Raw genomic sequence first — 25641 nt, 5'->3', positions numbered from 1 at the left:
ACCGATAGACTGAACCCTGATCCCGTCGTCGTCCCCGGAGGAGAACATGACCAACCCGATCGCTGACCCCGGCCACGGACACTCTCCGGCCGCTTGGACGGCCGTGATCATCATGCTCGCCGGCTTCACCATCGGCACGCTGGCATTCTGCCTCGCCGAGTTCAGCCCGATCTGGGTCGCACTCATCTGGGTCGGCGCGGCGATCATCCCGATCGGCGCTGTCGCCGGTTGGGTGCTCGCACGGGCCGGATACGGCGTGAAGGGTCCCAAGTACTCCCCGAAGGCCCACTAGTGGTCCTCGCCGACCTCACGGCCGGCGCAGTCGCCGATGCCGAACGTCGCGCTCTCGCGCGCCCGCTCGCGCAGGTCGAACGGGAGGCCATCGAGCGACCGACTGCGAAGGACGCACTGTCGTTCCTCGCTCCGGCTGATCGGGTCAAGATCATCGCCGAGGTGAAGCGCGCGAGTCCGTCACGCGGTGCTCTTGCCGAGATCCCTGATCCTGCTCTGCAGGCCTCGCTCTACGAGACCGGTGGCGCGTCCGCGATCAGCGTGCTGACCGAGGAGCGTCGCTTCGGCGGCAGCCTCGCCGACCTCGAGGCCGTGACGGCCCGCGTGTCGGTGCCCGTGCTGCGCAAGGACTTCATCGCGACCCGATATCAGGTGCTCGAGGCCCGTGCGGCCGGTGCCGACCTCGTGCTGCTGATCGTGGCGGGTCTGGACCGCGCCGTGCTCCATGAGCTGTTCGCCTTCGTCACCGAGTGGGGCATGACGCCGCTCGTCGAGACGCACTCCGCGGAGGAGCTCGAGGTCGCGATCGACCTCGGGGCGCCGCTCATCGGCGTCAACGCGCGCGACCTCACGACCCTCGAATTGGATCGTGACCTGTTCGGTCGGCTGGCCGACCGCATCCCCGACAGCTCCGTCAAGATCGCCGAGTCGGCTGTGCTCACCCCTGATGACGTGTCCCATTACCGCTCCGCCGGCGCCGATGTCGTCCTGATCGGCGAAGCGCTCGTCACCGGCGACCCGGTCGCCACGTTGACGACGTTCCTCGCAGCCGGTTCCCACGCACTGCCCGGCAGGAAGAAGACCCCGTGAGCCTTCGCGACCAGCATGGACCCTACTTCGGAGATTTCGGAGGTAGGTTCATGCCGGAATCGCTGATCGCGGCGATCGACGAACTCACCGTCGCATACACCGATGCGATCGCCGACCCTGCGTTCCGTGCGGAGCTCGCCGGGCTTCTCAGCTCGTATGCGGGTCGCCCCTCGGCGATCACCGAGGTTCAGCGCTTCGCGGAGCACGCCGGCGGGGCTCGGATCTTCCTCAAGCGGGAAGATCTCAACCACACCGGGTCGCACAAGATCAACAACGTGCTCGGTCAGGCGCTCCTGACCAAGCGGTTGGGCAAGACCCGCGTGATCGCCGAGACCGGCGCCGGCCAGCACGGCGTGGCGACGGCGACGGCAGCGGCGCTCTTCGGCCTCGACTGCACCATCTACATGGGCGAGGTCGACACGGAGCGCCAGGCGCTCAACGTCGCACGCATGCGCCTGCTCGGCGCCGAGGTGGTCGCGGTGACCTCCGGTTCTCGCACGCTGAAGGACGCGATCAACGACGCCTACCGCGATTGGGTCGCGAGCGTCGAGAGCACCAACTACATCTTCGGCACGGCGGCCGGCCCGCATCCGTTCCCCGCCATGGTGCGTGACTTCCAGAAGATCATCGGCGAAGAGGCCCGCGAGCAGCTGCTCGCCGAGGTCGGGCGGCTGCCCGACGCCGTGGTCGCCTGCGTCGGCGGAGGGTCGAACGCGATCGGCATGTTCGACGCGTTCCTCGATGATGAGGACGTCAAGCTCTTCGGCGTCGAAGCCGCCGGCGACGGCGTGGACACTCCCAAGCACGCCGCCTCGATCGAACGCGGACGCCCCGGCGTGCTGCACGGCTCACGCACCTACGTCCTGCAGGACGAGGACGGGCAGACCATCGAGTCGCACTCGATCTCCGCCGGCCTCGACTACCCGGGCGTCGGTCCCGAGCACTCCTGGCTCGCCGACATCGGTCGCGCGAAGTACATCCCGGCGACGGATGACGAGGCGATGCAGGCACTTCGTCTGCTGAGCAGGACCGAGGGCATCATCCCCGCCATCGAGTCCGCCCACGCACTCGCCGGCGCACTGCGCATCGGCCGCGAACTCGGACCCGACGCGATCATCGCCGTCTGCCTCTCGGGTCGTGGTGACAAGGACATGGACACGGCGGCGAAGTACTTCGATCTGTACGACGCCACGACGACGGATGGCGGCAACGCATGAGCCGGGTGGAAGAGGCGATCCGCAAGGCGGAGAGCGAGGGGCGCAGCGCGTTCATCGGATATCTTCCCGTCGGTTTCCCCGACCTGCAGACGAGCATCGACGCGGCGATCGCCCTGGCCGAGAACGGGGTCGACATCATCGAGCTCGGTCCTCCGTACAGCGATCCGGTAATGGATGGCGCCATCATCCAGCAGGCGACCACGCTCGCGCTGGCGGCGGGATACAAGACCGCCGACCTGTTCACCGCGCTGCGGGCCATCACCGCGGCCGTCGATGCTCCCGTGCTCGTCATGACGTACTGGAACCCGGTGCTCCAGTACGGCGTCGATCGGTATGCCGATGAGCTCCTCGCCGCGGGGGCGGCTGGGCTCATCACTCCGGACATCACCCCGGAGGAGGCCGGAGACTGGATCGCCGCGAGTGAGCGCACCGGTCTCGACCGCGTCTTCCTGGCCGCGCCGACCTCGACGGACGCACGTCTCGATCTCGTCGTGAAGTCGTCGACCGGGTTCGTCTACACCGTGTCGACCATGGGGATCACGGGGGAGCGCGCGGAACTCGATCGCGCGGCCCGCACCCTGGTCGGTCGACTGCGCGACCACGGCGCCACCCGCGCCTGCGTCGGAATCGGCATCTCGACCGCCGAGCAGATCGCCGGCGTCTCCGAGTACGCCGACGGCGCGATCGTCGGCACGGCGCTCGTGCGCGCCCTGCGCGACGGTGGCATCCCCGCCCTCGTCGACGTCACCCGAAACCTGGCCTCCGGCACGTCGTCGGCGCGCCCCTCACACGAGAACTAGAATCGCACTCATGTCCCTCGCGCTCCACACGTTCAACGGCGTGCTCGCCAGCATCCCGAGCCCCCCGGAATCCAACTTCGTCGTCTGGCCCGGGATCACGATCCACTACTACGCCCTCTGCATCATCGCCGGCATCATCGCCGCGACGATTCTGACGAACCACCGCTTGACCAAGCGTGGGGCGGAGCCGTGGGTCGTCATCGACATCTCGATCCTGGCCGTGCCGCTCGCGATCATCGGTGCGCGCATCTTCCACGTGCTCACGCACCCGGGCGACTACTTCGGCGAGGGCATCAACACCTGGAACCCCTTCCAGCCCGGATCCGTCTGGGCCATCTGGGAGGGCGGCATCGCCATCTTCGGCGCGCTCATCGGCGGCGCCGTCGGTGCGTACCTCGGGTGCCGTTGGACCGGCATCCGCTTCTGGACCTTCGCCGATGCCCTCGCACCCGGGCTGCTGCTCGCGCAGGCGATGGGTCGCTTCGGCAACTGGTTCAACCACGAGCTCTTCGGGCTTCCCACCGACCTTCCCTGGGGTCTGGAGATCGAGTCGACCAACCCTGCCTTCCCTCCGGGACTCCCTGAGGGCACCCTCTTCCACCCGACATTCCTGTACGAGGTCCTCTGGAACGGTCTGGGCGTGATCGTCCTGCTGTGGCTCGGGCGCAAGCTGTTCTTCCAGTGGGGTCGACTCTTCGCGATCTACCTGATCTGGTACAGCGCAGGACGCGTCGTGTGGGAGTCGATCCGCATCGACCCGAGCGAGATCATCCTCGGGCTGCGCAGCAACGTGCTCGCCGCGATCATCGGCATCCTGGTCGGTCTCGCCATCCTCATCGTGCAGACCCGACGTCACCCGGGGCTCGAACCCTCGCCGTACCAGTTCGGCCGCGCGCGGAAGGATGTCGATGCTGTTGTAGAATCGCAAGACAATCCCTCCGATTTCGTGGACGTGAGCGAGCCTCCGACCGACGAAGTCACCGCTGGAGCCAGCGCCACAAGCACCGCTCCCTCGGACGCGGAAGGCTCGCGATAGCCTCTGGTCCGCGAGGACCCCACTGCATTCGCCCGGCCAATGACGTCCCCGGGTCATCTGAAGATCTGAGGACGGTACCGCATGGCATCGAGCGACCTCCGCTCACCTGTCGGGATGAATTATCCGGCGAAACAGGGCATGTACAACCCCGCGTTCGAGAAGGACGCCTGTGGCCTCGCCATGGTCACCACCCTTCGCGGCACGGCAGGGCACGACATCATCTCGCTGGCGCTCGAGGCGTTGCGCAACCTGGAGCACCGCGGTGCGATCGGTTCCGACGCGGGCACGGGTGACGGGGCAGGCATCCTGACCCAGATGCCCGACGAGTTCCTGCGCGCCGTCGCAGGATTCGAGTTGCCTCCGGTGGGGGAGTACGCCGTCGGTCTGTCGTTCCTGCCGCGTGATTCGAGCGAGCGCCGCCAGCAGAAGGCGGGGATCGAGAAGATCGCTCGCTCCGAGGGCCTCCGGGTGCTCGGCTGGCGTGAGGTGCCGACGGTCAACGAGAACCTCGGCAAGCTCGCCGACGAGGCTCGCCCCGCCTTCGAACAGCTCTTCGTGAGCGCCGGCGGCGCCACGCACTCCGACGCGCCGCTCACGGGCATCGCCCTGGACCGGGTCGCCTACCGACTGCGCAAGCGCGCGGGGCACGAGCTCGGCGCGTACTTCGTCTCGCTCTCCAGCCGCACGCTCGGGTACAAGGGCATGGTCACGACCCTGCAGCTGGAGCCGTTCTATCCCGACCTGCAGGATGAGCGGTTCGCATCGGAGCTCGCCGTCGTGCACTCGCGGTACTCCACCAACACCTTCCCCTCGTGGCCGCTGGCGCAGCCGCTGCGCATGCTGGCGCACAACGGCGAGATCAACACCGTCGGCGGCAACCGCAACTGGATGCGCGCGCGGCAGTCGCAGCTCGAGTCCGAACTGCTGGGCGATGTGTCGCCGCTGCTCCCGATCTGCACGGACGGCGCGAGCGACTCCGCATCCTTCGATGAGGTGCTGGAACTGCTGACCCTCACCGGCCGCAGCCTCCCGCACGCGATCATGATGATGGTGCCCGAGGCGTACGAGAAGCAGTCGGACGTCACACCGGAGCTTCGGTCGTTCTACGAGTACCACTCCAACCAGATGGAGCCGTGGGACGGTCCTGCGGCCCTCATCTTCACCGACGGCACGCTCGTCGGCGCGACCCTGGACCGCAACGGGCTTCGTCCCGGACGTTGGACCGAGACGATCGACGGCCTCATCGTCATCGGCTCGGAGACCGGCGTTCTGAAGTTCGAGCCGGAGCGAATCAAGCGTCGCGGGCGTCTGCAGCCCGGCAAGATGTTCCTCGTCGACACGGCTCAGGGCCGGATCATCAGCGACCAGGAGCTGAAGCAGGACCTCTCCACGATGCACCCCTGGCAGGAATGGCTCGACGCCGGGGCGGTGCGCCTGGCCGACCTTCCCGAGCGCGAGCACATCGTGCACCCGCCGGCATCGATCACACGTCGCCAGCGCACCTTCGGATACACCGAGGAAGAAGTGCGCATCCTCCTGACCCCGATGGGGCAGAACGGCATGGAGCCCCTCGGGGCCATGGGTTCCGACACGCCGATCGCTGTGCTCAGCAAGCGCCCGCGTCTGCTGTTCGACTACTTCACGCAGCAGTTCGCGCAGGTCACCAACCCGCCGCTCGACTCGATCCGCGAAGAGGTCGTCACGAGCCTCAAGCTCGGGCTCGGCCCGGAGAGCAACCTGCTCTCGTGGGGGCCGGAGCACACGCGCACGGTGTCGCTCGACTTCCCGGTGATCGACAACGACGAACTCGCGAAGATCCGCCACATCGACAAGGCGCTGCCGGATCGTTCGAGTGTGACGATCCGCGGTCTGTACCACTTCGACGCCGGCCCCGAGACTCTGCAGGACCGTCTCACGGAGATGTGCGCCGAGGTCGATGAGGCCATCGAGAGCGGGGCCGAGTTCATCATCCTGTCGGACCGCGACTCGAACAAGGATCTGACGCCGATCCCGTCGCTGCTCATGGTCTCGGCGATCCACCATCACCTGATCCGCCGCGAGAACCGTATGAAGGTCGGTCTGATCGTGGAGGCCGGTGATGTCCGCGAGGTGCACCACGTCGCCACGCTGATCGGGTACGGCGCCTCGGCGATCAACCCGTATCTGGCCATGGAGACGGTGGAGCACCTGGTGCGCACCGGTTACATCACGGGCATCTCGCCCGAGAAGGCCGTGCGCAACCTGATCTACGCGCTCGGCAAGGGCGTGCTGAAGATCATGTCGAAGATGGGCATCTCGACGGTGTCTTCCTACGCCGGTGCGCAGGTGTTCGAGGCCGTGGGACTCAGCGAGGAGTTCATCGACGCCTACTTCACGCGTACCGAGTCCAAGCTCGGCGGTATCGGCATCGAGGAGATCTTCGCCGAGAACCAGGCGCGTCATGACTACGCCTATCCGGAAGACGCTGCAGCGCGGGCGCACGAGCGCCTGTGGACGGGCGGCGAGTACCAGTGGCGTCGTGACGGCTCACCGCACCTCTTCAGCCCGGAGACGGTGTTCAAGCTGCAGCACGCGACCCGCACGCGTCGCTACGACATCTTCCGCGAGTACACGAAGCTGGTCGACGACCAGGCCGCCGAGCTGAAGACGCTGCGCGGGCTCTTCACCCTGCGCACGGGCACGCGTCGTCCGGTGCCTCTCGACGAGGTCGAGTCGGTCGCCGACATCGTCAAGCGCTTCTCGACCGGGGCGATGAGCTACGGCTCCATCTCCCGCGAGGCGCACGAGACGCTCGCGATCGCGATGAACAGCATCGGCGGCAAGTCGAACACCGGAGAGGGCGGGGAAGACCCGGATCGCCTCGTCGATCCCGCGCGCCGCAGCTCGATCAAGCAGGTCGCCTCGGGACGCTTCGGTGTCACGAGCCTGTATCTCACCGAGGCCGACGACATCCAGATCAAGCTCGCCCAGGGCGCCAAGCCCGGTGAGGGAGGTCAGCTGCCGCCGACCAAGGTGTACCCGTGGGTGGCGCGGACGCGTCACGCGACGGCCGGCGTGGGGCTCATCTCGCCACCACCGCACCACGACATCTACTCGATCGAAGACCTCAAGCAGCTCATCTTCGACCTGAAGCGGGCGAACCCCGAGGCACGCATCCACACCAAGCTGGTCAGCCAGTCCGGTATCGGTGCCGTCTCGGCGGGAGTCGCCAAGGCGCTCAGCGACGTGATCCTGGTGTCCGGCCACGACGGCGGCACCGGCGCGAGCCCGCTGAACTCGCTCAAGCATGCGGGGACACCATGGGAGCTCGGACTCGCTGAGACGCAGCAGACGCTTATGCTCAACGGCATGCGCGACCGCGTGGTCGTGCAGGTCGACGGTCAGCTGAAGACCGGTCGTGACGTGATCATCGGCGCGCTGCTCGGCGCCGAGGAGTTCGGCTTCGCGACGGCGCCCCTGGTGGTCAGCGGATGCATCATGATGCGTGTGTGCCACCTCGACACCTGCCCCGTGGGCGTGGCGACGCAGAACCCGGCGCTGCGTGAGCGGTTCACCGGCAAGCCCGAGTTCGTCGTGAACTTCATGGAGTTCATCGCCGAAGAGGTGCGTGAACTGCTCGCCGAGCTCGGGTACCGCTCGATCGACGAGATCGTCGGTCGCGCCGACCTGATCGAGGTCAACGCGGCTGTCGACCACTGGAAGGCCGAGGGGCTCGACCTCTCGCCGATCCTCGACGGCCCGGCATTCCCCGCGGGGGAACCCCGCCGCAGCGGTCGCACGCAGGACCATGAGCTCGAGAAGCACTTCGACGTGCAGCTCATCGACATCGCGAAGGGATCGCTGCTCAACGGCGAGCCCGTCGTCGTCGAGCTGCCCATCGCCAACACCGAGCGCGCCGTCGGCACGATGCTGGGCCATCAGGTCACCTCGCGTCACGGAGCCGACGGACTTCCGCGGGAGACCATCGATGTGACGCTGCACGGCACCGCCGGGCAGTCGCTCGGTGCCTTCCTGCCGCGCGGCATCGTGCTGCGCCTCGAGGGAGACGCGAACGACTACGTGGGCAAGGGCCTCTCCGGTGGCGACATCACCATCCGACCCCCGCGCGGATCCGCGATCACCCCGCAGGAGAACGTGATCGCCGGCAACGTCATCGGTTACGGTGCGACCTCCGGCACGATGTTCATCTCCGGCGTGGTGGGCGAGCGGTTCCTGGTGCGCAACTCCGGCGCGACCGCGGTCGTGGAAGGCGTGGGAGACCACGCCCTCGAGTACATGACCGGCGGGCTCGCCGTGATCCTCGGGTCGACCGGCCGCAACTTCGGTGCCGGAATGTCCGGGGGAGTGGCGTACGTACACGCCCTCGATACCGGCAAGGTCAACTCGCAGTCGCTCGGCAGCGGTGAGCTGCTGCTGGAGCAGCTCGATCGCGCCGACCTCGAAGTGCTGCGCAGCCTGCTGATCGAGCACATCGAACGCACGGCATCCCCGCTGGCCTCCGACCTGCTCGCCCGGTTCGAGGAGACGGCATCCGAATTCGTGAAGGTGCTTCCCCGTGACTTCGCCGCTGTGCGGAGCATGCGCGAGGAAGCCGTCGCCGAGGGCATCGATCCCGATGGCGACATCGTCTGGAACCGCATCCTGGAGGTGACCGGTGGCTGATCCCAAAGGTTTTCTGAAGGTCACCGAGCGGGAGCTCCCCGCACGGCGCCCTGTTCCCGTCCGCATCATGGACTGGAAAGAGGTCTACGAGGCCGGTGACCAGGCGGTACTCAAGCGCCAGGCCGGTCGCTGCATGGACTGCGGAGTGCCGTTCTGCCACTCGGGCTGCCCGCTGGGCAACCTGATCCCCGAGTGGAACGACCTCACCTGGCGCGGCGAGGGCCGTGCCGCGATCGACCGTCTGCACGCGACCAACAACTTCCCGGAGTTCACAGGACGCCTGTGCCCGGCACCGTGCGAGAGCTCCTGCGTGCTCGGCATCAACCAGCCCGCGGTCACGATCAAGCAGATCGAGGTCTCGATCATCGATCGAGGCCTTCGCCAAGGGCTGGGTCGAGGCACGAGCCCCCGGAGCGCCTGACCGGCAAGACGGTCGCCGTCGTCGGCTCGGGACCCGCCGGTCTCGCCGCGGCGCAGCAGCTCACGCGCGCCGGCCACACCGTCGCCGTCTTCGAGCGCGACGACCGCATCGGCGGTCTCCTGCGCTACGGCATCCCCGACTTCAAGATGGAGAAGGGACAGCTCGAGTCACGCCTCCGCCAGATGCAGGAGGAGGGCACCCGCTTCCGTGCCGGTGTGGAGATCGGCAAGGACATCTCCTGGCCCGACCTGCGCGCCCGCTACGACGCCGTCGATCATCGCCACGGGTTCGACGGTTCCGCGTGACCTGTCCATCCCCGGCCGCGACCTCGACGGCGTGCACTTCGCCATGGAGTACCTGGTCGAGTCGAACCACGCTGTCGCCGGCGACAAGGTTCCCGAGCAGATCAGCGCCGAGGGCAAGCACGTGATCGTGATCGGCGGCGGTGACACCGGTGCGGACTGCATCGGCACCGCGCACCGTCAGGGAGCCCTGAGCGTCACGAACCTCGCGATCGGCACGCAGCCGGGCACCGAGCGTCCAGACCACCAGCCGTGGCCGATGATGCCGACCGTCTTCGAGGTCGCCTCGGCGCACGAAGAGGGCGGCGAGCGGGTGTTCCTGGCGTCGACCGTCGAGTTCCTCTCCAACGAGGTCGGAGAGGTCCGCGCACTGCGGGTCGCCGAGACCGAGTACATCGACGGACGTCGTGTGCCCAAGAGCGGCACGGAGCGGGAGATCCCCGCGGATCTCGTGCTCATCGCGATGGGCTTCACCGGTCCGGAGCAGGACGGCTACACCGAGGAGACGCGTCCGCAGACGACCGCTCGCGGCGCATTCGTGCGTGATTCCTCGTACGAGTCGACGGTTCCCGGTGTGTTCGTGGCCGGCGATGCCGGTCGTGGACAGTCGCTCATAGTCTGGGCGATCGCTGAAGGACGTGCTGCGGCGGCGAACGTCGATCGCTTCCTCATGGGTGCGACCGTTCTTCCTGAGCCGGTGCGTCCGAGTGATGTCGCGATCGGCCTCCAGCCCGCGTAGGCTGAGCCGCGGCGCTCGTCGCCTGTAGTACCTTCCCCCACCACAACCCTGGAGCATCTGTTGAGACGCGCGAAAATCGTCGCCACCCTGGGCCCTGCCACTTCCACCTATGAGACCGTGCGTGCACTGATCGATGCAGGTGTCGACGTCGCACGCCTGAACCTCAGCCACGGCGACTACTCCGTGCACGAGAACAACTACGCCAACGTGCGTCGCGCCGCAGACGACGCCGGCCGCGCCGTCGCGATCCTCGTCGACCTGCAGGGTCCGAAGATCCGCCTCGGCAAGTTCGAGAACGGCCCGTACGAGCTCGCCGAAGGCGACATCTTCAAGATCACGACCGAAGACATCATCGGCAACAAGGAGATCTGCGGCACGACGTTCAAGGGGCTGCCCCAGGACGTCAAGCCCGGAGACTTCCTGCTGATCGACGACGGCAAGGTCCGCGTCGAGGTCGTCGAGACCGACGGCGTCACCGTGACCACCAAGGTCATCGTGGCCGGTGCGGTCTCCAACAACAAGGGCATCAACCTGCCCGGTGTCGCCGTCAACGTTCCCGCGCTGAGCGAGAAGGACGAGGACGACCTCCGCTGGGGTCTGCGCATCGGTGCGGACCTCATCGCCCTGTCGTTCGTGCGCAACGCCGAGGACATCACCCGCGTGCACGAGATCATGGCGGAGGAGGGCGTCAAGCGTCCCCGTCATCGCCAAGGTCGAGAAGCCCCAGGCCGTCGAAGCCCTCGAGGGCATCGTCGACGCCTTCGACGCGATCATGGTGGCCCGTGGCGACCTGGGCGTCGAGCTGCCGCTGGAGGCCGTGCCGATCGTGCAGAAGCGCGCTGTCGAGCTGGCCCGCCGCAACGCGAAGCCCGTCATCGTCGCGACCCAGATGCTCGAGTCGATGATCAACAGCCCGGTCCCCACGCGCGCCGAGACCTCCGACGTCGCCAACGCGGTGCTCGACGGTGCCGACGCCGTGATGCTCTCGGGCGAGACGAGCGTCGGCGACTACCCGGTCGTGGTCGTCGAGACCATGGCACGCATCATCGAGTCCACCGAGGAGCACGGCCTGGAGCGCATCGCGCCGCTCACGACCAAGCCCCGCACGCAGGGTGGCGCCATCACGCTCGCCGCCCTCGAGGTGGCCGAGTTCGTCGACGCCAAGTTCCTCTGCGTGTTCACGCAGTCCGGTGACTCGGCACGCCGTCTGTCGCGGTTGCGTTCGCGCATCCCGATGATCGCGTTCACCCCGGACCCCGACATCCGTCGCCGTATGGCGCTGACCTGGGGTGTCAGCTCCAAGCTGGTCGAGATGGTGCAGCACACCGACCTCATGTACCTGCAGGTCGACGACTACCTGCTCGGCAGCGGTCTGGCCAAGCAAGGCGACAAGGTCGTGGTGATCTCCGGATCCCCTCCCGGAATCGTCGGCTCGACCAACGACATCCGCGTCCACAAGGTCGGAGACGCCGTCAACGGCGCCGCGCCGATCTACAAGGAGGCGACCGTCTGATCTGACGGTTGTGCGAAGGGGTGGGGCTTCGGCTCCGCCCCTTCGTCGCACTCACGGGGAAGGAACACGTCATCCGGATGCTGAGAAGGATCGCGTGGTGGGTCGCGGACTACGCCTACGCCGCGTTCTGGCAGGTGCGCGCGTCGTTCGGACGGCGCGACGCCGGCTCGCTCAGCAGGGGCGGTGCCGCACCGATCGTCATTCTTCCCGGCGTCTACGAGACCTGGCGTTTCCTGCAGCCGCTGATCACCGCGATCCATACTCGGGGGCATCCGGTGCACGTGCTCGATGCGCTCTCCCGCAACCGGCTACCGGTCGCCGATGCGGCGAAGCTCGTGACCGAGTTCATCGAGCGCGCCGATCTGACCGACGTCATCCTGGTGGCGCACAGCAAAGGCGGCCTTGCCGGCAAGATCGTCATGACCGGCCCGGGTGCGGGGCGTGTGCGTGCGATGCTGGCGATCGCCACGCCGTTCGGCGGCTCACGTTACGCACGACGGATGCCGGGGCGCACGCTGCGTGCCTTCTCGCCGGACGACCCGTCGATCCTGAGCCTGGCGGAGCTGCGGGACGTGAACGCCCGGATCGTGTCGATCTTCGCCGCGTTCGATCCGCACATCCCCGAGGGCAGCGAGCTCATCGGTGCGAAGAACGTGCGGCTGGAGACCGGCGGGCACTTCCGTGTGCTCGCGCACCCGAGGGTGTTGGGAGAGCTCGCAGCTCTCGTCGAGACGGGTCCTTAGGACCCTTGTGTGCCGGCGGTGGGACTCGAACCCACACGCCCTTTCGGACAAAGCATTTTGAGTGCTCCGCGTCTGCCATTCCGCCACGCCGGCTCGTGTGTCGCGTATACGACTGTAGCGCAGCCGCGACCCCCTCGACGGCGCACGGAGCGGTGCGTGGCCGATGCCGAGAGCCACTCGACTAGGATGGATCTGTGACCGAGGAAGAATTGGCAGAACAGCCCACGGCATCCGCCCCGCGACGTGTCGTCGTCGCCGAAGACGAATCGCTGATCCGTCTCGACATCGTCGAGATCCTCCGCGACAACGGCTTCGATGTCGTCGGAGAGGCCGGAGACGGTGAGACCGCGGTCGCGCTGGCCACCGAGCTGCGCCCCGACCTCGTCATCATGGATGTGAAGATGCCCCAGCTCGACGGCATCAGCGCCGCCGAGAAGCTGCACAAGGGGAACATCGCTCCCGTGGTGCTGCTGACCGCGTTCAGCCAGAAGGAACTCGTCGAGCGGGCGAGCGAGGCCGGCGCGCTGGCCTACGTCGTGAAGCCGTTCACCCCGAACGACCTCCTCCCCGCGATCGAGATCGCGCTGGCCCGCCACGAGCAGATCATCACGCTCGAGGCCGAGGTCGCCGACATGGTCGAGCGTTTCGAGACCCGCAAGCTCGTCGACCGGGCCAAGGGCCTGCTCAACGAGAAGATGGGCCTGAGCGAGCCCGAGGCGTTCCGCTGGATCCAGAAGGCATCCATGGATCGCCGTCTGACGATGCAGGACGTCGCCAAGGCGATCATCGAGCAGCTCGCTCCCAAGAAGTAGTGGTCGCGCTCGACGCGGATCACGATCTGCGTCCGGTGGCCATCGGGGACGGTGCGGCCCTCGCTCGCGCCTATGCGCGCAATCGCGAGCATCTCGCTCCCTGGGAGCCGATGCGGGACGATGTCTTCTTCACCACCTCGTGGCAGGAGAGCGATGTCGCCCGGTGCATCGCGGATGCATCGGCCGGACGCGGCTCCCGGTTCGTCATCGCTTCTTCGGACGGTGAGATCCGCGGACGAGTGAACCTCAACAGCATCGTGCGCGGCGCCTTTCGCAGCGCCGATCTGGGGTACTGGATCGATGACGCGTCCCAGGGAAGAGGACTAACGTCGCGCGCAGTCGCGGTCGTGCTCGCACACGCGCGTGAGGACCTCGAACTTCACCGCGTGCAGGCCGCGACGCTGACGCACAACGTCGCCTCGCAACGCGTTCTTCGAGGAAACCGGTTCGAGCGCATCGGGCTCGCCCCGCGTTACCTCAGGATCGCGGGGGAGTGGCAGGACCACGTCCTCTTCCAGCGTCTGCTGGACGACGCCGTCACTGCGCCGGAGGCGCGTCCTTGATCATGTTGGTGATGCGGATGGTCGAGCAGCGGCGTCCCTGATCGTCGGTCACGACGATCTCGTGCACGGTGATGCTGCGACCGAGATGCACCGGGGTGCAGACGCCGGTCACGATGCCCGATGTGGCCGAACGCGTGTGGGTCGCGTTGATGTCGACGCCGACCGCGAGACGGCCGGGACCGGCGTGCAGGTTCGCGGCCATCGAACCGAGCGACTCGCCCAGGACCACATAGGCACCGCCGTGCATGAGACCGACCGGCTGTGTGTTGCCCTCCACGGGAAGAGTTGCGACACACCGATCGAGACTGAACTCGAGGAATTCCATCCCCATCTTCTGGGCGAGAGCGCCCATTCCGCGGGCGGTCGCCCAGTCGAGACCTTCGGTCGTCGCGACGTCGCTCATGATCCTCCTCAGCGGGTGTCTGCCGTCCTCGTTAGGCTGACAGGGTGACGGACTCCGCAAAGCCTACCCTCATGGTCATCGACGGCCATTCGCTCGCCTACCGTGCCTTCTTCGCCCTTCCGGTCGAGAACTTCACGACCAAGGACAACCAGCACACGAACGCCATCTACGGCTTCCTGTCGATGCTGGTGAACCTCATCAAGGCCGAGCAGCCGACCCACCTGGTGATCGCGTTCGACACCTCTCGGCATTCGTTCCGCACTGACGAGTACCCCGAGTACAAGGCGACCAGGTCGGAGACGCCGCAGGAGTTCCGCGGCCAGATCCCGCTGCTGCAGGACTGCCTCGCCGCCATGTCGATCCCGGTGCTCACGAAGGAGGGCATCGAGGCCGACGACATCCTCGCGACCCTCGCCTCGCAGGCCTCCGGCCAGGGCTACGAGGTGCTCGTGGTGTCGGGCGACCGAGACACGATCCAACTCGTCAACGACGACGTCACCCTGCTCTACCCGTCGGTGCAGGGCGTCTCCCAGCTCAAGCGATACGACCCGGTGACGGTGCAGGAACGCTACGGCGTGCGCCCCGAACAGTACCCCGACATCGCCGCTCTCGTCGGGGAGACCAGTGACAATCTCCCCGGTGTTCCGAAGGTGGGTGAGAAGACCGCCGTGAAGTGGCTCACCCAGTTCGGGTCTCTCGACGAGCTTCTGGAACGCGCCGAGGAGATCAAGGGTGTCGTCGGAGGTAACCTGCGCGACCACATCGACGACGTCCGGCGCAACCGCAAGCTCAACCGCCTGCTGACCGACGTCGAGCTCCCGGTGGCTCCCGACGACCTCGCTGTGGCGCCGATCGACGCCCAGGCCGTGCGCGACATCTTCGCGCGGCTCGAGTTCCGCACCCTGCTGCCGCGCGTGTTCGAGGCCGTCGGTGCCGGCGAGGTCGCGGAGGACCCCGCGTCCGTCGTCGTGCTGCCGGAGCCCGTGCAGGTCTCCACCGTCGATTTCGTCACGTGGGCGGACGCCCAGGACGAGATCTCCGTGAGGGTCGTGACGCAGGCAGGAGCGCCGGTGCGGATCGGAGCTGCCTCCGGCGCGGAATTGCGTGAGGTCGATTGGAGCGCCGACGCGGCAGACACACTGCGGTCGTGGATCGAGTCAGACAGGCCGAAGGTACTGCACGAGGCGAAGCCGCAGATCAAGGCGCTCCTGCGTCAGGGAATCCGCCTCGCGGGTCTCTCGTACGACACGAGCCTCGCCGGGTGGCTGCTGCGACCGAGCTTCCCGGACAAGACGCTGGGCGACCTCGTCGAGCGTTATCTGGGCGAGAAGCTGCCCGAGGCTGATCCTTCGCAGCTCGTCCCCGAGACCGAGGGCGCGACCCCGGCCCAGGAGGCGTGGTTCGCGCTCCGTGTGGCGGAAGCGCTGCGGGAGGACATCCCCGAGTCGGTTGCGAAGGTGCTCGTCGACATCGAGCTGCCGACGCTGCTCACGCTCGCCGACATGGAGGTCGCCGGCGTGGCGGTCTCGCACGAGGTGCTGTCGACGTTCTCCGCCGAGCTCGCGACCCGCTCCGAGGGTCTCGCTCAGGAGGCGTTCACGACGGTGGGGCGTGAGTTCAACCTCGGGTCTCCCAAGCAGCTGCAGGAGGTGCTGTTCGAAGACCTCCAGCTCCCGAAGACCCGCAAGACGAAGACCGGCTACTCGACCGACGCGGCCGTGCTCGCCGACCTGCAGGAGACGAATCCGCACCCCTTCCTCAGACCTGCTGCTGCAGCACCGCGAGGCGACCAAGCTCCGTCAGATCATCGAGTCGCTCGACACGGCGATCGCCGATGACGACCGGGTCCACACGACGTACGTGCAGACGGGCAGTCAGACGGGCCGCCTGTCCAGCACCGATCCGAACCTGCAGAACATCCCCGTGCGCACGGAGGAGTCGCGACGCATCCGCAGCGCGTTCCAGGTGGGAGAGGGCTACGAGTCGCTGTTGACCGCCGACTACTCGCAGATCGAGATGCGCATCATGGCGCACCTCTCGGGCGATGAGGGGCTGATCGAGGCCTTCAACAGCGGAGAAGACCTGCACCGGTTCGTCGGCGCCCGCGTGTTCGGGGTCGACCCGAGCGAGGTGACGGCCGCCATGCGCACGAAGGTCAAGGCGATGTCGTACGGCCTCGTCTACGGTCTCTCGGCGTTCGGACTGTCCAAGCAGCTGCGGATCGAGCAGTCCGAGGCGAAGCAGCTGATGGTGGAGTACTTCGCACGGTTCGGCGCCGTGCGCGACTACCTGCGTGCGTCCGTCATGAAGGCGAGGGAAGTCGGCTACACCGAGACCATCTTCGGTCGTCGGCGTCCCTTCCCCGATCTCGCGAGCCCGAACCGCGTGCTGCGTGAGAACGCCGAGCGCGCAGCGCTCAACGCTCCCATCCAGGGCACCGCGGCCGACATCATGAAGATCGCGCTCATGCACATCCACGCCGATCTCGCGTGCGCAGGACCTCGCTTCGCGCGCGTGCTGCTGCAGATCCACGACGAGCTCGTGGTCGAGGTGGCCCCGGGGGAGTGGGATGCCGCTGAGCAGATCGTGCGGCACGCGCATGGGCGATGCGGCAGAGCTCACGGTGCCGCTCGACGTGCAGAGTCGGTCGGCGGTCGCGACTGGAACGAAGCCGCGCACTGAAGTCCCGTTGCGACGGAGTGGCGGGGATTAGGCTGGAGCGCATGACTTCAGCCCCCCGCACTCCGTCCGCCATCGACAAGGTCGCCGATGAGTGGGTCGACACCATCGCGGTACTCGCCCCGACGCTCGGCACCTACATCGGGCGCAGCGAGGTCAACGATCGCTTCGGCGACCTGAGCCCTGCGGGGCATGACGAGATCGCCGCCGCGACCCGCACCACGCTCGCACGCTCTGGATGCGCTCGATCCGGTCGATTCCATCGATGAGGTCACGAAGACCGACCTGGGCGCGGAGCTGCGCCTCGACCTCGAGTTCCATGATGCGCGGTGGCACCTGCGCGATCTGAACGTGATCGCGTCGGCCGCGCAGGACGTGCGTTCGGCGTTCGACCTCATGCCCACGGGAAGTGCCGATGATTGGGCGGTCGTCGCGACGCGTCTCGCCGCGGTGCCCGGCGCGCTGCGCGGATACATCGAGACGCTCCGCACGGGAATCGCCGAAGGGGTCACTCCGGCCCGTCGGCAGGTCGCCGAGGTCGCCACGCAGATCGACCGATACACCGCCGACGACGGCTTCTTCGCGGCGTTCGTCGCGGATGCGGCGCCCGATCAAGGACAACTTCCTGCGTCGCTCGCCCGCACTCTCGCCGACAACTCGGCCGCCGCGCGCGTGGCCTATGACGAGCTGCGCCGTTTCCTCGCCGAGGAGCTCGCTCCGGCAGCGAACGAGGTCGATGCCGTCGGTCGCGAACTCTACGCGCTCCACTCCCGCCGCTTCCTCGGCGCCACCATCGATCTCGACGAGACGTACGAGTGGGGCAGGGAGGAACTCGCCCGTATGGTGGCCGAGCAGACGGCCGTCGCGAACGAGATCCTTCCCGGTGCATCGGTGGAGGAAGCCGTCGCACACCTCGAAGCAGACCCCGCTCGCAAGCTCGTCGGCACCGACGCACTTCAGCGCTGGATGCAGGAGACGAGCGACCGGGCCGTCGCCGAACTGGGAGCCTCGCACTTCGATATCCCGGAAGCGATCCGCACCCTGGAGTGCATGATCGCCCCCACGCAAGAGGGCGGTATCTACTACACGGGTCCGACCGATGACTTCTCGCGGCCGGGGCGCATGTGGTGGTCCGTACCGGAGGGCGTCACGGAATTCGACACCTGGCGCGAGCTCACCACCGTCTACCACGAGGGTGTCCCCGGCCATCACCTGCAGATCGCCCAGGCCGTGCACAACCGCGCCGAGCTGAACTCCTGGCGACGCCTCCTCGCCGGCACGTCCGGGCATGCCGAGGGATGGGCACTCTATGCCGAGCGCCTGATGGAGCAGCTCGGCTATCTCGATGACCCTGCGGATCGTCTCGGAATGCTCGACGGCCAGCGCATGCGTGCAGCCCGCGTCGTGCTCGACATCGGTGTGCATCTGGGCAAGCCCCGTCTCGACGGCTCCGGCGTCTGGGATGCGGAGTACGCACTCGACTTCATGCGCAAGAACGTCAACATGTCGGATCAGTTCGTGCAGTTCGAGGTCAACCGTTACCTCGGCTGGCCGGGCCAGGCCCCGTCGTACAAGGTCGGACAGCGCATCTGGGAGCAGGTCCGCGATGCCGTGCGCAGCGCAGAGGGCGAATCGTTCTCGTTCAAGGCCTTCCACAAGCGCGCTCTCGACATGGGCGGCGTCGGCCTCGACACCCTGCGTACCGCGCTGCTGCCGCGCTGAGGGAATGCCCGTGACCACCCCGGTGTTCATTCACGTGAATAGGAAGGGATGACATGGGCATCGAATTCGGACTGGACACTTTCGGCGACATCACGCGCGATGCAGAGGGGGAACTCCTCAGCGGGGCGCAGACGATCCGAAACGTCGTCGAGCAGGGAGTGCTCGCCGATTCGGTGGGCGTGGACTTCTTCGGCATCGGAGAGCACCACCGCACGGAGTTCGCCGTGTCGTCGCCGGAGATGGTGCTCGCAGCCATCGCCGCGCGCACGACGCAGATCCATCTGGGCACCGCGGTGACCGTGCTGTCGTCCGACGATCCGGTCCGCGTGTTCGAGCGGTTCTCCACACTCGACGCGATCTCCGGAGGGCGAGCCGAGGTCGTCCTCGGGCGGGGTTCCTTCATCGAGTCCTTCCCTCTCTTCGGGTACGACCTCAGGGACTACGACGCGCTCTTCGAGCAGAAGCTCGAGCTTTTCGTCGAGCTTCTCAAGGAGGAGCCCGTCACCTGGTCGGGAACGATGCGCGCGTCGCTGGAGAATGCGAACGTGTTCCCGAAGACTGAGAACGGCCTGCGCACCTGGGTCGGCGTCGGCGGAAGTCCGGAGTCGGTCGTGCGCGTCGCACGCCACGGTCTGGGGCTGATGCTCGCCATCATCGGAGGATCCGCCGCACGGTTCCGTCCCTTCGTCGACCTGTATCACCGCTCCGTGTCGTCGTTCGGCACGACCTCGCATCCCGTATCCGTGCATTCGCCGGGGCACATCGCCGATACCGATGAGGAAGCGTGGGACGCCGCCTATTCGGGGTTCGAGGCGATGAACAACACCATCGGTCGGGAGCGCGGGTGGCCGGCGTACAGCCGTGCGCGCTTCCAGAACGACATCGGCCCGGAAGGCGCGATCTACGCGGGATCTCCCGATCGTGTCGCCGCCAAGATCGCTGACACGATCACCACGCTCGGTCTCGGACGATTCGACCTCAAGTACGCGACGGGCACGCTGTCGCATGAAGCGATGATGCGCAGCATCGAGCTCTACGGCACCGAGGTGATCCCGCGGGTTCGTGCCCTGCTCGACGCCAAGTCCTGAGCGACATGTCGCACGGCCATGCCCCTCATCGCGCCTACGATGAGGAGCATGGCCACCAACGCCCTGCCGAGCCGCGCGTCGCTCGCTGCCCGCCTGGACGATCTGCCATTCACCCGCCGTCACCTTCGCCTGGTCGGAGGATCCGGGGTCGGCTGGGCACTCGACGCGATGGATGTCGGGCTCATCTCGTTCATCCTGGCCGCCCTCACTCAGCAGTGGGGGCTCACGAAGGGTGAGGCGGGCTGGATCGCCTCGGTGGGGTTCATCGGGATGGCCCTGGGGGCGACGCTCGGCGGCCTCCTCGCCGATCGATACGGACGCCGTCAGGTGTTCGCACTGACGCTCCTCGTCTACGGCATCGCGACGGGCGCGAGCTCTCTGGTCACCGGGCTGGCAGCGCTGCTCGTGCTGCGCTTCCTTGTGGGCCTCGGGCTCGGCGCCGAGTTGCCGGTCGCCTCGACCTATGTCAGTGAATTCGCTCCTGCTCGCATCCGCGGACGTCTGATCGTCTTCCTGGAGGCGTTCTGGGCGATCGGATGGACGGCTGCCGCACTGATCGGGTTCTTCGTGATCCCCACGTCCGACGACGGCTGGCGGTGGGCGTTCGCGATCGGCGCGATCCCCGCGCTCTACGCATTGATCGTTCGGTGGGGGTTGCCCGAGTCACCGCGGTGGCTCGCATCGCGTGGACGGATCGCCGAGGCGGAGCGCATCGTCATCGCCTTCGAGACCGATGCCGGAGTCGAACGCGAGCCCGCGATCCACAAGGAGCCGCCGTCGCGCGCCATGGCCGCCACGACGGGCGCGCGCTTTGCGGCACTGTGGAATGCGGAGTTCCGCGTGCGCACGATCTGCCTCTGGCTCGTGTGGCTCTGCGTGAACTTCGCCTACTACGGAGCCTTCATCTGGATCCCGAGCATTCTCGTCGACGCGGGGTTCGACCTCGTCCGCTCCTTCGGCTTCACCCTGATCATCACGCTCGCGCAGTTGCCCGGCTACGCGGTGGCGGCATGGCTGATCGAGGTGTGGGGGAGAAGGGGAACGCTCTCGGTGTTCCTGACCGGTGCGACCGTGTCGGCCGTGCTGTTCGGCACCGCGGTGACGGAGCCGGCGATCATCGGCGCGGGCATGGCGCTGTCGTTCTTCACCCTCGGCGCCTGGGGCGCTCTGTACGCGGTGACGCCGGAGCTCTATCCCACGTCGCTGCGCGGAACGGGCGCCGGTTGGGCAGCCGGAGTCGGGCGGGTCGCCTCGATCGTCGCGCCCCTCACGGTGCCCGTGCTTCTTCTGGCCGGCGGTGCCCCCGTGCTGTTCGCGGTCTTCGGCGCGTGCTTCCTGGTCGCCGCGGCGGCGGCCTGGGGTCTCACGGACCGCAAGGGACTCGCGCTCGACGATCGATGACGCCCCGGTGTCGGCGTGCGGGAATAGGCTGTCCTGGTGACTGACGTGCGCTTCGTGGCCATCGGTGATTCCTTCACGGAAGGCGTCGGCGATCTGCTCCCTGACGGACGTGAACGCGGCTGGGCGGACCTCGCGGCACAGGGCTGGGCGGATGCCGCAGGGCACCCCATCCAGTACGCCAATCTCGCGATCCGCGGGAAGCTCGCCTGGCCGATCATCGAGCAGCAGCTCGAGCCCGCTCTGGCACTGCGGCCGACCCATCTCTCCTTCAACGGTGGCGGCAACGACATGCTCCGTCCGCGGGCGGATCTCGAGCACATCGCCGATGCCTTCAGCCGCGTGCTGCGTCGCTGCGATCAGGAGGGTGTCACCCTGATCCTGCTCTCGGGAGCGAACCCGAGCGGCCAACTGCCCATGGGGTCGCTCGTGCAGCGGCGAGGAGATCTCCTGTCCGAAGCGGTTCTGCGCCGCGTGCAGGACCGGCCCGATGTGGTGCGCGCACTCAACTGGCCCGATACCGAGCTCTCCCGCTCGGAGTACTGGTCGCAGGACCGCCTCCACATGAACTCGGCCGGCCATCATCGCGTCGCCGCGCGCGTGGTCCACGCGCTCGGGTACGAACCCCCCGAGACCTGGTGGTCGCCGAGCGGGGAGTACGAACTCGGTCCTTCGGGGTTGGCGTATTACCGCGAGTTCGTCGGGCCGTGGGTCAAACGACGAGTGACACGCACCTCCTCCGGAGATGGTCGCGCGGCCAAGTACCCGACATGGGTGGAACGGACACCTGCGTGAGACGCCCGTCCGGTTCGCGTCGTCGTGAGACGGCGATGGGGCGTTGAATTGATGACGGACATCGAACTCCGGCGCATACCCGGGGGCGAGGTCGTCCTGCACGACGCACGCCAGAAGACGCACCGCACCGTCACGCTGCTGCCCTACGAGATCGGCGTCTACCCGCTGACCGAGGAGCAGCTGACCGAGGTGCTCGGCATCCCCTCACGCCACCCGCGACGCCCCGCTGCCGATCTGAGTTGGTTGCGCGCCGTGCATCTGTGCAATGCGGCATCGGAATGGGAGGGGCTCGACCAGGTCTATCTCTTCGACGGTGAAGAGGTGTCGTGGGATGTCACGGCCGATGGCTTCCGGCTTCCCACCGAGGGGGAGTGGGAGTTCGCGTGCCGCGCGGGTTCGGTCGGCCCGCACTACGCTCCACTCGCCGATGCCGCGTGGACGAGCGCTGACGGCGTGAGTGCGCCGCAGAACGTGGGCGGCAAGCTCCCCAACCTGAACGGGCTGTTCGACACTCTCGGGAACGTGTGGGAATGGTGCTGGGATCTCCTCGACCCCGTCCGCTACGACGACTATCGCGTCTTCCGCGGTGGGGGATTCGCCGATGACGCGTGGAGCGTGCGCGCGTCGGTGCGCCGCGGCGGGGCACCGCGCATGCATCACGAAGATGTCGGTGTGCGGCTCGCGCGAGGAGCCTTCGAGACGCCGGACGACGCCCAAGGATGGTCGGCGCAGGCCGATCGCGAGCGCGCCATGAACGACGGCCCCACCCCCTCCGGGTGGACACCCCGGCGTGCCTGATCGGCTCGCGCGCACGACCCGTCTGTTTTGCCCTCGATGCGCATCGCCTGACAGGCTGGAGTGATGACCACTGCCTTCTCGCTCATCGTCTCTCAGGGCCGCGTGGCCGACCGCACCGACGGGGCGCTGGTGGGCGCGCGGAGAACAGCCGATGCGCTGTCGGCACTGCTGGGGCTGACCCCGACGATCGTGGGAACGCCCGCATCTGCCGTGGTCGACGACTGGACCGAGGCGCTTCCGCAGGCGGAGGGTACGTTGCACGGGCTGCGCGACGCGGTGCGTGGGGCGTTCGACGCCGGGTCGACTCCGCTGCTCGCCACCAACACCTGTGCGGCGAGCCTGGGCACCCTTCCGACGGTCGCTGAACGTCACCCGGACGCCGTCGTGCTCTGGATCGACGCGCACGGCGATTTCAACACCCCCGCCACGACGGATTCGGGCTACCTGGGTGGAATGGTGCTCGCCGCCGCCTGCGGACTGTGGGACAGCGGTCACGGCGCGGGGCTCGATCCTCGCCAGGTGATCGTCATCGGAGGTCGCGACATCGACGACGCGGAAGGCGAGCTGCTCGCATCCGCCGGAGTCACCGTGATTCCACCGGCAGAGTCGACGCCCGCCCGGATCCTCGACCTGATCGACGGGCGGCCGGTGTGGATCCACGTGGACTGGGACGTTCTGGAGCCCGGCTACATCCCCGCGGCCTACCGCGTCGGTGCGGGTATGCTCCCGCATCAGATCGCGGCGATCTTCGCAGCGCTGCCGGCTGATTCGGTGCGCGGAGTGGAACTGGCGGAGTTCGAGGCCGGTGACCCGGACGTGCCGGAGCACCTGAGCGTCGAACTCATCGTGGAGACGTTCCAGCACCTCCTGCGCTGAGCAGCCCCTCCGGCGTCGGTCAGCGCCGTCGCTCGGGGTCGAGTCCGATGCGGATACGAGTGCGCTTGCGCTCGATCAGGATGAAGACGACGCCGATGATCCACAAGGGAACGGGCATCAGGAACGCCAGGCGGAACGCGTCAAGAGAATAGGTGTCGGGCGTGCCCGCGCCCTGCAGGTCGAGGGCGAGACCGATGAGGAAGATCGCGATGAGCGCGGCGATGAAGCCTCCCGCGTTCGTGACCCCGGTGGCGGTGCTCAGGCGGTGCGAGGGGTTGTGGGTGCGCGCGTGATCGAAGGCGATCATCGACGCCGGACCACCGGTCGCGAGAGCCGCGGCGAGAACGTAGAGCAACCAGAGCGGCGCAGGCCCCGGAAGCGCGATCACGATCAGCCAGGCGAGCATCTGCACGCCCACGGCCGGCAGCACCAGGGCGAGCGAGCGGTGGTTGGGAAGACGCCGCGACAGATCGCCGATCACGGGGCCGAACGCCATACCGGCGATGACGTAGACCGAGATGATCCCGGCCGCGTGTGCCGTGTCGAGCCCTTGGGCCGCCGTGAGGAACGGCATTCCCCAGAGCAGCACGAACGCGGTGCCGGCGAACGGCGTCGTGAAGTGTGACCAGAACGCGAGGCGAGTGCCCGGGTGTGCCCACGCCGCGCGGATGCCGACGCCGGTGTCGATGGCTGAGGTGACCACCCTGATCATCCCGGTATCGGTGTTCACCGACACGTCGGCCCCGCGCTCGGGCGGGTGATTGCGGATCACCAGCGCGACGAGGATCGTGAAGAGCACGCCGAGCCCCGCGATGCTTCCGAAGGTGATGTCCCACCTTGTCGCGTGCAGGAGAGCGGCGACGGGGACCAGCGCGATGAGCTGACCCGTCTGCCCGAGGATGCCGGTGAACTGCACCATCAGCGGGCCTCGTTGCGCGGGGAACCAGGTGGCGACCAGTCGCAACACCGCCGGGAAGATCGCTGCGTCACCGGCTCCCAGAAGAACACGCGCCACGATGGCGATGCCGATGCTGGGGGAGAGCGCCATCGTGAGTTGCCCCGCGGCCATGAGGAACATGCCGATGGTCATGATCGGACGCGAGCCGAAGCGGTCGAGCAGGATGCCGATCGGGATCTGCATTCCGCCATACACGGCGAGCTGCACCACCGCGAAGAGCGCCAGCGTCGATGCGTCGGCCTGGAACCGATCCGCGGCCTCGACACCGACGGCGCCGAGCGATGTGCGATTGGTGATGGCCAGGATGTACGCGGCGACGCCGACGGACCAGATCGCCCATGCGCGCCACCCCGGAGTCGACACGGGGGAGATCGGAACGCGCTGCACCCCTCAACGCTACTCCTCGCCGCGTGGGCCACTCCGCGCCTGGGCGGCGTGTGACGTGCAGCAAGAAGGCCCCGCCGGGCGAGCCGGCGGGGCCTTCTTCGTGCGGTGACGCTGCTCAGCCGCCGCAGAGCTCGCTGATGGCGGCGGTCGACTCCTGCACGTCGGTCGCGACGGCACTCAGCTCGGCTGCCGCAGCCGTGTCCTGGTCGATCAGGACCTTCGAGAGCAGGTCGCGCATGGCACCGAAGTCCTCGTGAATCGCTCCGACGGCTTCCTTGACCTCAGAGTTGGAGATGGAGTCTGCGGCTGCGCCGATCGCATCGACGGTCTCGCTGAAGGTGTCGACCGTGCCCTGCGGGTCTGCGGCCGCCGCGGAGACGTCCAGCGAAGAGAGCGACTGGGTGGCCGCCTGCACCTGCGTGGCGGCCTGCGTGCACGCGTCTGCGACGCTCTGGTCGGACTCCTGCTCCACGGCGGGCGCGGAGCTCTCGGTCTTCGGACCCGACTCGTCGGTGCTCGGCGTGCCGGAGCACCCGGCGAGTCCGAGGACGGCGACGGCTGCGATCGTCCAGGCGATGATGTGACGGTTCATGGATTTCCCCCCTTGAGAAAGTGCGGTCGGTCGACG

At 67.6% G+C, this 25641-nt stretch carries 17 protein-coding genes, 1 tRNA gene and 4 pseudogenes; 18 read left to right on the top strand and 4 right to left on the bottom strand.

Annotation, left to right across the window (positions count from 1 at the left end; genetic code table 11):
• Positions 1-46: 46 nt before the first annotated feature.
• From P0Y60_10625 to P0Y60_10585, 9 genes and pseudogenes are all read left to right on the top strand, one after another.
• Positions 47-292, top strand: coding sequence for a hypothetical protein (locus P0Y60_10625; GenBank protein WEK59815.1), 246 nt, complete (start codon positions 47-49; stop codon positions 290-292).
• On the top strand, positions 292-1101 hold the full coding sequence (gene trpC, locus P0Y60_10620) for an indole-3-glycerol phosphate synthase TrpC (protein ID WEK59814.1): 810 nt from the start codon (positions 292-294) through the stop codon (positions 1099-1101). Before P0Y60_10625 ends, trpC begins: the two co-directional genes overlap by 1 nt.
• Positions 1098-2318, top strand: a complete 1221-nt coding sequence (gene trpB, locus P0Y60_10615; protein ID WEK59813.1) for a tryptophan synthase subunit beta — start codon at positions 1098-1100, stop codon at positions 2316-2318. Before trpC ends, trpB begins: the two co-directional genes overlap by 4 nt.
• The gene (gene trpA, locus P0Y60_10610; GenBank protein WEK59812.1) at positions 2315-3118 is read left to right on the top strand and encodes a tryptophan synthase subunit alpha; all 804 of its coding nucleotides are present in this window, start codon (positions 2315-2317) and stop codon (positions 3116-3118) included. Before trpB ends, trpA begins: the two co-directional genes overlap by 4 nt.
• A 10-nt stretch (positions 3119-3128) precedes the next feature.
• A complete protein-coding gene (gene lgt, locus P0Y60_10605; protein ID WEK59811.1) occupies positions 3129-4154 on the top strand; it encodes a prolipoprotein diacylglyceryl transferase in 1026 nt (341 codons plus the stop codon).
• Positions 4155-4235: 81 nt separating this feature from the next.
• Positions 4236-8816: a glutamate synthase large subunit gene (gltB, locus tag P0Y60_10600; GenBank protein ID WEK59810.1), complete on the top strand. Its 4581-nt coding sequence runs from the start codon at positions 4236-4238 to the stop codon at positions 8814-8816.
• Positions 8809-10278 (top strand): annotated as a pseudogene (locus tag P0Y60_10595) (glutamate synthase subunit beta). Before gltB ends, P0Y60_10595 begins: the two are co-directional and overlap by 8 nt.
• A gap of 60 nt (positions 10279-10338) precedes the next feature.
• Positions 10339-11791, top strand: a pseudogene (gene pyk / locus P0Y60_10590) (pyruvate kinase).
• Positions 11792-11868: 77 nt separating this feature from the next.
• Complete coding sequence (locus P0Y60_10585; GenBank protein WEK59809.1) at positions 11869-12534, top strand: alpha/beta hydrolase; 666 nt, start codon at positions 11869-11871, stop codon at positions 12532-12534.
• Positions 12535-12544: 10 nt separating this feature from the next.
• Here P0Y60_10585 and P0Y60_10580 read toward each other — a convergent pair.
• Positions 12545-12627, bottom strand: a tRNA-Leu gene (locus tag P0Y60_10580).
• Positions 12628-12728: 101 nt separating this feature from the next.
• Between P0Y60_10580 and P0Y60_10575 the strand changes: the two genes are divergently transcribed.
• Both P0Y60_10575 and P0Y60_10570 read left to right on the top strand, forming a co-directional pair.
• A complete protein-coding gene (locus tag P0Y60_10575; protein ID WEK59808.1) occupies positions 12729-13346 on the top strand; it encodes a response regulator in 618 nt (205 codons plus the stop codon).
• Positions 13346-13909, top strand: coding sequence for a GNAT family N-acetyltransferase (locus tag P0Y60_10570; GenBank protein ID WEK59807.1), 564 nt, complete (start codon positions 13346-13348; stop codon positions 13907-13909). The genes P0Y60_10575 and P0Y60_10570 overlap by 1 nt, the downstream gene beginning before the upstream one ends.
• Here P0Y60_10570 and P0Y60_10565 read toward each other — a convergent pair.
• Positions 13884-14312, bottom strand: a complete 429-nt coding sequence (locus P0Y60_10565; protein ID WEK59806.1) for a hotdog fold thioesterase — start codon at positions 14310-14312, stop codon at positions 13884-13886. The two genes, P0Y60_10570 and P0Y60_10565, sit on opposite strands and share 26 nt — an antisense overlap.
• A 44-nt stretch (positions 14313-14356) precedes the next feature.
• Between P0Y60_10565 and polA the strand changes: the two are divergent.
• The 7 genes and pseudogenes from polA to P0Y60_10530 all read left to right on the top strand — a co-directional run bounded on the left by polA (position 14357) and on the right by P0Y60_10530 (position 23668).
• Positions 14357-16994, top strand: a pseudogene (polA, locus tag P0Y60_10560) (DNA polymerase I).
• Positions 16995-17035: 41 nt separating this feature from the next.
• Positions 17036-18713, top strand: a pseudogene (locus P0Y60_10555) (DUF885 domain-containing protein).
• A gap of 53 nt (positions 18714-18766) precedes the next feature.
• The gene (locus P0Y60_10550) at positions 18767-19801 is read left to right on the top strand and encodes an LLM class flavin-dependent oxidoreductase (protein WEK59805.1); all 1035 of its coding nucleotides are present in this window, start codon (positions 18767-18769) and stop codon (positions 19799-19801) included.
• A gap of 48 nt (positions 19802-19849) precedes the next feature.
• Entirely contained in the window at positions 19850-21202 is a 1353-nt protein-coding gene (locus P0Y60_10545) for an MFS transporter (protein WEK59804.1), read from the top strand.
• A 45-nt stretch (positions 21203-21247) separates the two neighbouring features.
• Entirely contained in the window at positions 21248-21994 is a 747-nt protein-coding gene (locus P0Y60_10540) for an SGNH/GDSL hydrolase family protein (GenBank protein ID WEK62899.1), read from the top strand.
• A 51-nt stretch (positions 21995-22045) separates the two neighbouring features.
• Positions 22046-22792: an SUMF1/EgtB/PvdO family nonheme iron enzyme gene (locus P0Y60_10535; GenBank protein WEK59803.1), complete on the top strand. Its 747-nt coding sequence runs from the start codon at positions 22046-22048 to the stop codon at positions 22790-22792.
• 63 nt (positions 22793-22855) lie between these two features.
• A complete protein-coding gene (locus P0Y60_10530) occupies positions 22856-23668 on the top strand; it encodes an arginase family protein (protein ID WEK59802.1) in 813 nt (270 codons plus the stop codon).
• A gap of 19 nt (positions 23669-23687) precedes the next feature.
• Here the strand turns inward: P0Y60_10530 and P0Y60_10525 are convergent, their stop codons facing one another.
• A complete protein-coding gene (locus P0Y60_10525) occupies positions 23688-25013 on the bottom strand; it encodes an MFS transporter (protein ID WEK59801.1) in 1326 nt (441 codons plus the stop codon).
• 115 nt (positions 25014-25128) lie between these two features.
• Positions 25129-25605 (bottom strand): hypothetical protein, encoded by a 477-nt coding sequence (locus P0Y60_10520; protein ID WEK59800.1) that lies wholly within the window; start codon positions 25603-25605, stop codon positions 25129-25131.
• Between the last annotated feature and the right edge of the window lie 36 nt (positions 25606-25641).

The sequence above is a fragment of the Candidatus Microbacterium colombiense genome (assembly GCA_029203165.1).
GTDB classification, from domain to species: domain Bacteria; phylum Actinomycetota; class Actinomycetes; order Actinomycetales; family Microbacteriaceae; genus Microbacterium; species Microbacterium colombiense.
Note: the sequence above shows the minus strand (reverse complement) of the source record. Positions and strands in the feature narration are given on the sequence as shown.